This window comes from Massilia eurypsychrophila (assembly GCF_002760655.1).
GTDB lineage: Bacteria > Pseudomonadota > Gammaproteobacteria > Burkholderiales > Burkholderiaceae_D > JAFCUW01.
The window spans coordinates 512,960-524,101 of record NZ_PDOC01000001.1; the positions used below are offsets into that span (position 1 = coordinate 512,960).

The following is an 11,142-nucleotide window of genomic DNA, read 5'->3' on the forward strand; positions in this document are numbered from 1 at the left end:
CACCGCGATGGCGCGACTGTACTTTACCCGGCAACTGGCGCGCTTCACGGCGCTGCCGCAGGTCGACAGCACGGCCGGCGACCTGCGCGGCGCGCTCGAGACCGCCTTCGCCGTCAATCCGGCGCTGCGTGGCTACGTGCTCGACGACCAGGGCCACCTGCGCGAGAACGTCGTCATCTTCATCGATGCGCGCCGCTGCAGCGAGCGGGTGGCGCTGAGCGACGTCCTGCAACCCGACAGCAAGGTCTACGTGCTGCAAGCACTTTCCGGAGGTTAAATGAGCGATCGCGCATACCTGTCGACCCGCAAGGGCTTGTTCGAGCTGGACCGCATCGATGGCCGCTGGCAGGTCGGCGCCAGTCACCTTCTCGGCGAGCCGGTGTCGCTGACCCTGGCCGACGGGCGCGACGGCACCTTGTATGCGGCGCTGAACCTGGGCCACTTCGGCGTCAAGCTGCACCGGCGCGACGCCGGCAGCCAAGAGTGGCGCGAGATTGCCGCGCCGGCCTATCCGCCCAAGCCGGACGGCAGCGTCGACACGGTGGACTGGACCAACCGGCTGATCTGGTCGCTGGAAGCGGGCGGCGCCGACCAGCCCGGCGTGCTGTGGGCCGGCACCCTGCCGGGCGGGCTGTTCCGCTCGGGCGACCGCGGCGACAGCTGGGAACTGGTGCGTTCGCTGTGGGACGTGCCGCAGCGCGCCGAATGGTTCGGCGGCGGCTACGACGTGCCCGGCATCCACAGCATCTGCGTCGATCCGCGCGACAGCGACCGCGTGCTGGTGGCGGTGTCGTGCGGCGGCGTGTGGCAAAGTGGCGATGGCGGCGCCAGCTGGACCATCAGCGCGACCGGCATGCGCGCCGACTACATGCCGCCCGAGCTCAACGAGAACGAGGCCGTGCAGGATCCGCACCGGGTGGTGCGCTGCGCCGGCAGCCCGGACGTGCTGTGGTGCCAGCACCACAACGGCATGTGGCGTTCAAGCAACGGCGGGCGCCAGTGGGACGAGATCAAGGCGGCGCCGTCGAGCTTCGGCTTTGCCGTCGCGGCCCATCCGACCGATCCGCTTACCGCCTGGTTCGTGCCGGCCGAGGCCGACCAGCGCCGCATTCCGGTCGGCGCCGCGCTGGCCGTGAGCCGCACCACCGACGGCGGCGCCAGCTTCACGCAACTGCGCAGCGGCCTGCCGCAGCAGCACTGCTACGACCTGGTGTACCGGCACGGGCTGGCGGTCGACGCCGACGGCCGCACCTTGCTGATGGGCTCGACGACGGGCGGCGTCTGGATCTCCGCCGACGCCGGCGAGCACTGGGACACCTTGTCGACGACGATGCCGCCGGTGTACGCGGTGTGCTTCGCGCCGTGATGCCCTGAATTTCCTCCCGCCCCATTGCACCGCTTCTGTGCAAGCGCCAGGTCAAGCGCGCGCCTGCCGCGCCGCTTCAGCAAGCGCCGCACGTATCCGGCCTAGCGCTGCGTTGACGCGCGCCAGCGCTTCGCGGTTGTCGAACTGGGCGTGCGCGCCGGCTCTGTCGATGAGGCATGGCGGCGCAACTGCTTGCCGCTCTTTTCCAGCCTTACATGTTGCGGCGGTACTGGCCGCCCACCTCGAACAGCGCGGTGGTGATCTGGCCGAGCGAGCAGACGCGCACCGCGTCCATCAGCTTGTCGAACACGTTGGCGTTGTCGATCGCCGCCTGCTGCAGCGCCGCCAGCGCCTGCGGCGCTTCGGCCGCGTGCAGCTGGTGGAACTGCTCTAGGCGGCTCAGCTGCGACTGCTTCTCCTCGTCGGTGGAGCGCGCCAGTTCGATCTTCTGCGGCACGTCGGTGGCCTTCGGATTGCGGAAGGTGTTCACGCCGATGATCGGCAAGGTGCCGTCGTGCTTCTGGTGCTCGTACAGCATCGACTCTTCCTGGATCTTGCCGCGCTGGTAGCCGGTCTCCATCGCGCCCAGCACGCCGCCGCGTTCGGCGATGCGCTCGAACTCCTGCAGCACCGCTTCCTCGACCAGGTCGGTCATCTCGTCGATGATGAACGAACCCTGGTTCGGGTTCTCGTTCTTGGCCAGGCCCCACTCGCGGTTGATGATCAGCTGGATCGCCAGTGCGCGGCGCACCGATTCGTCCGTCGGCGTCGTGATCGCCTCGTCGTAGGCGTTGGTGTGCAGGCTGTTGCAGTTGTCGTAGATGGCGATCAGGGCCTGCAAGGTGGTGCGGATGTCGTTGAAGTCGATCTCCTGCGCGTGCAGCGAGCGGCCCGATGTCTGCACGTGGTACTTGAGCTTCTGGCTGCGGTCGTTGGCGCCGTACTTGTCGCGCATCGCCACCGCCCACAGGCGGCGCGCCACGCGCCCCAGCACCGTGTACTCGGGATCCATGCCGTTACTGAAGAAGAACGACAGGTTCGGCGCGAAGTCGTCGATGTGCATGCCGCGCGCCAGATACGCTTCGACAAACGTGAAGCCGTTCGACAGCGTGAACGCCAGCTGCGAGATCGGGTTCGCGCCGGCTTCGGCGATGTGGTAGCCGGAGATCGACACCGAGTAGAAGTTGCGCACCTGGTGGTGCACGAAGTACTCCTGGATGTCGCCCATGACCTTGAGCGAAAACTCGGTCGAGAAGATGCAGGTGTTCTGGCCCTGGTCTTCCTTCAGGATGTCGGCCTGCACGGTGCCGCGCACGTTGGCCAGCACCCATTCGCGGATCTTGGCCGCTTCGTCATCGGTCGGCAGGCGCTTGTTCTCGGCGACGAACTTGTCGATCTGCTGGTCGATCGCGGTGTTCATGAACATCGCAAGGATGGTCGGCGCCGGGCCGTTGATCGTCATCGATACCGACGTCGATGGGCTGCACAGGTTGAAGCCGTCGTACAGCACCTTCATGTCGTCGAGCGTGGCGATCGACACGCCGGAGTTGCCGACCTTGCCGTAAATGTCGGGGCGCAGCGCCGGATCGGCGCCGTACAGGGTGACCGAATCGAATGCGGTCGACAATCGCTTGGCGTCCATGCCGGTCGAGACGAGCTTGAAGCGGCGGTTGGTGCGGAAAGCGTCGCCTTCGCCGGCGAACATGCGGGTCGGGTCTTCGTTCTCGCGCTTGAAGGCGAAGACGCCGGCGGTGAACGGGAACGAGCCGGGCACGTTTTCGAGCATCAGGAATTTGAGCACTTCGCCGTGGTCTTCGTACTTCGGCAGCGCCACCTTGCGGATCACTGTGCCCGACAGCGTGTGCTGCACCAGCTGCGTGCGGATTTCCTTGTCGCGGATCTTGACGACGTAGTCGTCGCCGGCATATGCGGCCTGCATGTCGGGCCACATCGCCAGCAGCTTCTTGGCGCCGGCGTCCATCGCGCTATCGCGCTCGGTGATCAGGTCGTCGAAGTCGGTGGCCTTGTTGGCCGCGGCCAGCATGCGCTTGGCGCTGATGAGCTGCTGGCGTTCGCGCGCCAGCGTGACCTGCTTGCGGGTGTTCTTGTGGTAACCGCGCACGGTGTCGGCGATTTCGGCCAGGTAGCGCGCGCGCGCTGGCGGCACGATGACGTGCTTGCCGCTCGAGTGCTTCGCGTCGACGACCGGCAGCTTGCCCGGCTGGAGGGCCAGGCCGAGTTCGGCCAGTTTCGGCAGCAGGCCCTGGTACAGCGCGGTGACGCCGTCGTCGTTGAAGCGCGACGCCTGGGTGCCGAAGACGGGCATCTGGTCGGGCGGCACGCTCCACATTTCGCGGTTGCGCTGGTACTGCTTGGCGACGTCGCGCAGCGCGTCCTGCGCGCCCTTGCGGTCGAACTTGTTGATGGCGATGAAGTCGGCGAAATCGAGCATGTCGATTTTTTCCAGCTGCGAGGCGGCGCCAAATTCCGGCGTCATGACGTACATCGACAGGTCGACGTGCGGCACGATGGCGGCGTCGCCCTGGCCGATGCCGGACGTCTCGACGATGACGAGGTCGAAGCCGGCCACCTTGCAGGCGGCGATGACGTCGGGCAGCGCGTGCGAGATTTCGGAGCCGGCTTCACGCGTGGCGAGCGAGCGCATGAACACGCGCGGCTGGCCGCTCCAGGGATTGATCGCGTTCATGCGGATGCGGTCGCCCAGCAGCGCGCCGCCGGACTTGCGGCGCGACGGATCGATCGAGATGATGGCGATGTTGAGGGCGTCGCCCTGGTCGAGGCGGATGCGGCGCACCAGTTCGTCCGTCAGCGACGACTTGCCGGCGCCGCCGGTGCCGGTGATGCCGAGGGTCGGCACCGCGCGCGCGGCGGCCGCTTGCGTCAGCTGTTCGCGCAGCGCGGGCGCGGCCTTGCCGTTTTCGAGCGCCGTGATCAGCTGGGCGAGCGGGCGGTGGCGTTGTGCCATCTCGCCGGTTTGCAGCGGCTCGAGCGAGGTCGGCGAATAGTCGGTCAGGTCGATGTCGCACTGCTGGATCATCGACTGGATCATGCCCACGAGGCCCATGCGCTGGCCGTCCTGCGGGCTGAAGATCTTGGTCACGCCATAGGCGTGCAGTTCGTCGATTTCTTCGGCGACGATGACGCCGCCGCCGCCGCCGAACACCTTGATGTGGGCGCCGCCGCGTTCGCGCAGCAAGTCGATCATGTACTTGAAGTATTCGACGTGGCCGCCCTGGTAGCTGGAGATGGCGATGCCCTGCACGTCTTCGGCCAGCGCCGCCGTCACCACTTCGTCGACCGAGCGGTTGTGGCCGAGGTGGACCACTTCGACGCCGTTCGACTGCAGGATGCGGCGCATGATGTTGATCGAGGCGTCGTGGCCGTCGAACAGCGAGGCGGCGGTGACGAAGCGGACCTTGTTGGCCAGCTTGGGTGCTTCAGGAGGGGTCAGTTTGGCGGCGGCGGTGTTGTCGTTCATATTGATCCTTGGTGATCTTGTACGGTATATGACGTTTACGTTAACGTCAAGTAGGGTCTGAGCCCCGGTGTGTTGACGTCAGCACAACCGGGGTCAGACCCTTTGGAAGCAGAAATCGGGTCTGGCCCCTAGGCAACTTTCTGCTGCGTACTGACGGACAGCAAGCGCGCTTTTTCTGCGCGGAACTTTGTTACCGCCGCTTCCTTGACGTGGCCAAAGCCGCGCACCTGCTCCGGCAGATTCGCCAGGTCGACCGCCGTGGCCAGGTTGTCGGCATTCAGGCCGGCCAGCAAACCTTCGACCATCTCGCGGTACTCGATAATCAGCGCACGTTCCATCTTACGCTCTTCGCTGTAGCCGAAGATGTCAAATGCGCCGCCGCGCACGCCCTTGAATTTGGCCAGCAGCTTGAACGCGCTCCACGTCCATGAGCCGAATTCGGCCTTGACCAGGTGGCCCTTGCCGTCCTTTTTCGCGAACAGCGGCGGCGCCAGGTTGAATTTCAACGAGAAGTCGCCTTCGAACTGCGACTTGAGTTGCTCGACGAAGCGCCCGTCCGTGTACAGGCGCGCGACTTCGTATTCGTCCTTGTAGGCCATCAGCTTGAAGTAGTACTTCGCCACCGCGGTCGACAGTTTGGTGCCCAGGCCCTGCGCCGCTTCGGCGCTGCGCACCCGCGCCACCAGGTCCGTATAGCGCGCGGCGTAGGCGGCGTCCTGGTAAGCGGTGAGGAATTCGACGCGCTTGTTGATGACGTTGTCGAGGCTTTGCGGCATCTGCACGACGATGGCCTGGGTCGGGGTGGCGATGCGGGTCACGCGCGCCAGGTCGACGGCGGCGCGGCGGCCCCACAGAAAGCTCTTCTTGTTCGACGCGGCGGCCACGCCATTGAGTTCGATCGCGCGCAGCAGTGCCGCTTCGCCCAGCGGGATGCGGCCCTTCTGCCAGGCATAGCCGAGCATGAACAGGTTGGCGGCGATCGAGTCGCCCATCAGCGCAGTGGCAAGCTTGGTGGCGTCGATGAAGTCGGCGCCGGCGCCGGCCGATTCGCCGATCAGCGCGCGCACTTCTTCGACCGGATACTGCCAGTCGGCGTTCTGCGCGAAGGTGCCGGGCGGCTGCTCGTGCAGGTTGATGACGGCCATGGTGCGGCCCACGCGCATCTTCGAGATGGCGTCCTGGGCGCCGGCGGTGAGCATGTCGCAGCCGAGCACCAGGTCCGCTTCGCCTGTGGCGATGCGCTGCGCGTGCAGGTCGGAAGGCAAGCGCGCGACCTTGACGTGCGAGGTGACCGAGCCGTTTTTCTGCGACATGCCGGTCATGTCGAGCACCGACGCGCCTTTGCCTTCGAGGTGCGCGGCCATGCCCATCAGCGCGCCGACGGTGATCACGCCGGTGCCGCCGATGCCGTTGATGAGGATGTTGTACGGCGCGTCGAGCGCCGGCAGCACCGGTTCCGGCAGCGGGCCGAAGCCGTCGTCGGCGTTGTCCTTGGTGACGCCGGTCTTCGATTTTTTCAGCGCGCCGCCTTCGACCGTGACAAAACTCGGGCAGAAGCCCTTCACGCACGAGTAGTCCTTGTTGCAGGACGACTGGTCGATGGTGCGCTTGCGGCCAAACTCGGTTTCCTTCGGCAGGATCGAGGTGCAGTTGGACTGGATGCCGCAGTCGCCGCAGCCTTCGCAGACCGCTTCGTTGATGACCATGCGCTTGGCCGGGTCGGGGAACTCGCCCTTTTTCCGGCGGCGCCGTTTTTCGGCCGCGCAGGTCTGGTCGTAGATCAGCACCGACACGCCTTCGATCTCGCGCAGTTCGCGCTGCACCGCATCCATGTCCTTGCGGTCGTGCAGCGTGACGATGGCCGGCAGGTTCGACCTGTCGGTGTAGCGCGACAGGTCTTCGGTGACCAGCGCGATGCGCTTGACGCCTTCGGCGGCCATCTGCTGGGCGATCATCGGCACCGAGGTCTGGCCGTCGACCGGCTGGCCGCCGGTCATGGCGACGGCGTCGTTGTAGAGGATCTTGTAGGTCATGTTGACCTGCGCGGCGACGGTGGCGCGGATCGCCAGGTAGCCGGAGTGGAAGTAGGTGCCGTCGCCCAGATTCTGGAACACGTGCGGCACCTTCGAGAACGCGGCCTGGCCGATCCACGGCGCGCCTTCGCCGCCCATGTGGGTGGTCAGCTTGTTCATCTCCGGGTAGATCGAGGTGGCCATCACGTGGCAGCCGATGCCGGCCAGCGCGAACGAGCCGTCCGGCACCTTGGTCGAGGTATTGTGCGGGCAGCCGGAGCAGTAGAAGGCGGGGCGGAACGGCGTGTTGATGGCCTTTTGCAGCACGGCGTCCTTGGCGTCGAGGAAGGCCAGGCGGGCGCGGATCAGGTCACAGGTTTTCTCGTCGGTGATCAGGCGCGACACGCGCGAGGCGATCACGCGCGCCACCTGCGAGACCGAGAAGTCGGCCTTTGAGGTCAGCAGCCATTCGCCGCGCGGCGCCACCCATTCGCCCTTGTCGTCGAACTTGCCGACGATGTGGGGACGGACATCGTCGCGCCAGTTGTAGAGCTGCTCCTTGAGCTGGTACTCGACCATCTGGCGCTTTTCTTCGACCACCAGGATCTCCTCGAGGCCCTGGGCGAATTCGCGCACGCTGTCGGGTTCGAGCGGCCATGGCATCGCCACCTTGAACAGGCGCAGGCCGACTTCGGCGGCCATCGGCTCGTCGATGCCGAGCGCCTCGAGCGCTTCGAGCACGTCGAGGTAGGACTTGCCGGAGGCGATGATGCCGAGCCTGGCGTTGGGGCTGTCGATGGTGGTGTGATTGAGCTTGTTTTCACGCGCATACGCCAGCGCCGCGTAGATCTTGTAGTCCTGCATCAGCGCTTCCTGGTTGCGCGCCTGCTGGCCCAGCGGGACCGACGACAGCCGTGCGTTCAGGCCGCCTTCGGGCATGACGAAGTCAAGCGGGATCTTCACTTGCACGCGGTGCGGGTCGGCGTCGACCGACGCGCTCGACTCGACCGTGTCGGCGAGCGCCTTGAAGGCGACGGTGCAGCCGGAAAAGCGCGACATGGCCCAGCCATGCACGCCGAGGTCGAGATACTCCTGAACGTTGCAGGGATACAACAGCGGCACCATGCAGGCGGAGAAAATGTGGTCGGACTGGTGCGGCAGGGTCGACGAATAGGCGCCGTGGTCGTCGCCGGCCACCAGCAGCACGCCGCCGTGCCTGGCGGTGCCGGCGTGGTTCATGTGCTTGAAGACGTCGCCGCAGCGGTCCACGCCCGGTCCCTTGCCGTACCACATGGCGAACACGCCATCGTATTTGGCCGGTCCGATCAGGTCGACGGTCTGGGTGCCCCAGACGGCGGTGGCGGCCAGGTCTTCGTTGACGCCGGGAATAAACTTGACGTGATGCGCCTCGAGGTGGCCCTTGGCCTTCCACAGCGTTTCGTCGAGGCCGCCCAGCGGCGAGCCGCGGTAGCCGGAGATGAAGCCGGCGGTGTCGAGGCCGGCGGCGAGGTCGCGCTCGCGCTGGATCATCGGCAGGCGCACCAGCGCCTGGATCCCTGACAGGAAAATGTTGCCGGACTTGGCGGTGTATTTGTCGTCGAGGGTGACGGTGGTGAGACGCGTTGAGACGTCCTGCGCGCGGGCAGGATTGGCCGCCGTGGTATCTGGCATGGGGTGCAGCTCCAAAAGGGTGTTTCAGAATGTCGCCCACGAATCGATGACGCCGGGTAGGCGCCTGGATGGCGGGCCAGGGGGCCGCGGTTGGCGGCAGCCGGTCATTTTACCCCGGCCGCGCCCGGTCGCGGACCGCGATGCCGACTGGCTAATCAAAAATTAAACTTGCGCTTTGGTACAGTGCAATGCTTTTAGGAAATATCTTCTATATACTTGTGGTACCGCGGAATCGGCGGATCTTTACCAAACAATGATAGCGGGACAAGAAAATGTTGAAGAAAATCGACGCCTCGCAACTAAAGGTCGGAATGTTCATCCACGATCTCAGCTGCGACTGGATGACCCACCCGTTCGCGCGCAACCGGTTTCTGCTGACGACGGACGACGAAATTGGCAAGATCCGCAGTGCCGGCATCCATGACGTCGTCATCGACAACACGCGCGGACTGGACGTGCGCGATGCGCCGACGCTGGCCGAGGCCGAGGCATGCATCGAGGCCGAGCTGACGGTGCTCGCCGCCAAGCCGGTGATCGTCACGCGCGTCTCGCTTGGCGAGGAGTTGCAGCGCGCCGAGATGATCCGCCACCAGGCGACCGGGCTGGTGCGCACGGTGATGCAGGACGCGCGGCTGGGCAAGGCGGTCGAGCTGGACCAGGTCGCGCCGGTGGTGCAGGACATTACTGCGTCGATCCTGCGCAATCCCGGAGCACTGATGAGTTTGTTGCGCATCAAGACCGCCGACGACTACACGTTCTTGCATTCGGTCAGCGTGTGCACGCTGCTGGTGGCGTTCTGCCGCTCGCGCGGGATGGATGCCGCCATCATCTATGAGGCCGGACTCGGCGGGCTGCTGCACGATACCGGCAAGGCGCTGGTGCCGGACAAGATCCTCAACAAGCCAGGGCCGCTGACGCCGGAGGAGTTTGCCATCATCAAGAAGCACCCGCGCGACGGCTACGACCTGTTGGTCAAGACGCCCGGGATTGGACCGATTCCGCTCGACATCACTTTGCACCATCACGAGCGGCACGACGGCAGCGGCTATCCGGACAAGCAGGGCGGCGCGGCGATCAGCGAGCTGGCGCAGATGGCGGCGATCGTCGACGTGTATGACGCCATTACCGCCGACCGCTGCTATCACAAGGGGCTTTCGGCGGCCGAGGCGCTGCGCAAGATCTACGAGTGGAGCAAGTTCCACTTCAATCGAGGGTACGTGCAGGAATTCATGCGCTGCGTCGGCATTTATCCGGTCGGCACCATGGTGATGCTCGAGTCGGGCCGGCTTGGCGTGGTGATTGAGCCGCACGAGACGAATCTGCTGGCGCCGAAGGTCAACGTGTTTTTCAACAGCAAGAGCAAGGTCTATATCAAGCCGGAGACGGTCGACCTGTCGCGCGCGCTCGGCTTTGGCGGTGGCGACAAGATCGTCGGCCACGCGGCGCCGGCCAAGTGGAACGTCGACCCGAAGAAATTTCTCCAAATCGCCTGAGATCCTGCGCCCCCGCCGGGCGGTGCTGCACTTGCGGCAACACCGCCCGCGCGCCCTCCTCGTTGCACCCTGCATTTTTCCCGCCAAAAATTCCCACCTCAGCAGTTTCGCTGCGTCATTAAAAAATGCCGTGTGGAAAAGTTGCGCATAGTCAAGTTGCCGTGTTGAATCAACCTCTATAGTTACTTCAATGGCGCGGCACTTGAAAGACAGCAGTCAGGTCAGACAGGTGAAGGTCGCAGTCGGACGCTTGTCACACGCCAGGGTTTGCACTTTTATCCACTTCACAGGAGTTAGCCATGAGCAAGATCATCTCGACAGTACGCGCTTTTGTTGCCGATGAAGACGGAGTAACGGCGCTGGAGTACGGCATGCTGGCAGCTGCGATCGCTGCCGTCATTGCTGCTACCGTCATGGCGATTGGTCCGGTCATCAAGGACGCCTTTGGCGACGTCTTGGTGGCCATGGGCGGTACTTTACCTACGTAACCTGCCCAGCTTCCCCGATGGGGCCCCGTCGGGGAAGCTTTTTCTCCCTTCAAAGCGAGTCGTCCATGACTTTGCAAAATTCCCTCGAATTGTCCCTGGTCGTTCTGCTGCTCGTGGCCTGTGGCTACGACCTGGCGCAACGCCGCATTCCGAACCGGCTGCTCGCGTGCGGGCTGCTGTGTACCGTCGGCCTGCACCTTGCCGCCGGCGCGCCGCTCGCGCTGCTGACCACGGTGCTGGCCGGCATGTGCATCGGCCTGTTGATGTTTCTCCCCCTTTATATAGTGCGTGCGATGGCCGCCGGCGACGTCAAGCTGATGGCCACCGTCGGCGCCTTTTGCGGCCCGATGCTGACATTTCACATCGGCCTGGCCACCTATTGCTGCGGCGGCCTGCTGGCGTTCGCCATCGTGCTGTGGCGCGGCAAGACGCGCGTCGCCGCAGTCAACGTCGGCGCGCTGCTGCGCCCGCTGCTGCTGCGCATGACCGGGATGCCGCTGGTGGCCGAGCCGATGCCCTCGCCTAGCGTCGGCGGCATGCCGTATGCATTGGCGATCGCCCTCGGCGCCTTCCTGATGCTGGGACTGCGCCACCTGTGAGGCGACGAAAAATT

General features: G+C 65.2%; 7 protein-coding genes. 5 read left to right on the forward strand and 2 right to left on the reverse strand.

The window, feature by feature from the left end:
* The first annotated feature begins 7 nt into the window (after positions 1-7).
* Both CR105_RS02370 and CR105_RS02375 read left to right on the forward strand, forming a co-directional pair.
* Positions 8-277 (forward strand): ubiquitin family protein, encoded by a 270-nt coding sequence (locus CR105_RS02370; RefSeq protein ID WP_099786809.1) that lies wholly within the window; start codon positions 8-10, stop codon positions 275-277.
* Entirely contained in the window at positions 278-1,366 is a 1,089-nt protein-coding gene (locus tag CR105_RS02375; RefSeq protein ID WP_099786810.1) for a WD40/YVTN/BNR-like repeat-containing protein, read from the forward strand.
* 211 nt (positions 1,367-1,577) lie between these two features.
* On the opposite strand, the gene icmF is transcribed toward CR105_RS02375, so the two are convergent.
* Entirely contained in the window at positions 1,578-4,865 is a 3,288-nt protein-coding gene (icmF, locus tag CR105_RS02380; protein ID WP_099786811.1) for a fused isobutyryl-CoA mutase/GTPase IcmF, read from the reverse strand.
* A 128-nt stretch (positions 4,866-4,993) separates the two neighbouring features.
* Entirely contained in the window at positions 4,994-8,548 is a 3,555-nt protein-coding gene (locus CR105_RS02385) for an indolepyruvate ferredoxin oxidoreductase family protein (protein WP_099786812.1), read from the reverse strand.
* 272 nt (positions 8,549-8,820) lie between these two features.
* Between CR105_RS02385 and CR105_RS02390 the strand changes: the two genes are divergently transcribed.
* From CR105_RS02390 to CR105_RS02400, 3 genes are all read left to right on the forward strand, one after another.
* Complete coding sequence (locus tag CR105_RS02390; protein ID WP_099786813.1) at positions 8,821-10,041, forward strand: HD-GYP domain-containing protein; 1,221 nt, start codon at positions 8,821-8,823, stop codon at positions 10,039-10,041.
* Between the two features lie 299 nt (positions 10,042-10,340).
* Positions 10,341-10,529, forward strand: a complete 189-nt coding sequence (locus CR105_RS02395) for a Flp family type IVb pilin (RefSeq protein ID WP_099786814.1) — start codon at positions 10,341-10,343, stop codon at positions 10,527-10,529.
* 65 nt (positions 10,530-10,594) lie between these two features.
* Positions 10,595-11,128, forward strand: a complete 534-nt coding sequence (locus CR105_RS02400) for an A24 family peptidase (protein WP_099786815.1) — start codon at positions 10,595-10,597, stop codon at positions 11,126-11,128.
* Positions 11,129-11,142 lie beyond the last annotated feature (14 nt).

Coding starts and splice junctions, on each gene's coding strand:
- CR105_RS02395 (WP_099786814.1), top strand. CDS start 10,341: ATGAGCAAGATCATCTCGACAGTACGCGCTTTTGTTGCCGATGAAGAC.
- CR105_RS02385 (WP_099786812.1), bottom strand. CDS start 8,548: ATGCCAGATACCACGGCGGCCAATCCTGCCCGCGCGCAGGACGTCTCA.
- icmF (WP_099786811.1), bottom strand. CDS start 4,865: ATGAACGACAACACCGCCGCCGCCAAACTGACCCCTCCTGAAGCACCC.
- CR105_RS02390 (WP_099786813.1), top strand. CDS start 8,821: ATGTTGAAGAAAATCGACGCCTCGCAACTAAAGGTCGGAATGTTCATC.
- CR105_RS02375 (WP_099786810.1), top strand. CDS start 278: ATGAGCGATCGCGCATACCTGTCGACCCGCAAGGGCTTGTTCGAGCTG.
- CR105_RS02400 (WP_099786815.1), top strand. CDS start 10,595: ATGACTTTGCAAAATTCCCTCGAATTGTCCCTGGTCGTTCTGCTGCTC.
- CR105_RS02370 (WP_099786809.1), top strand. CDS start 8: ATGGCGCGACTGTACTTTACCCGGCAACTGGCGCGCTTCACGGCGCTG.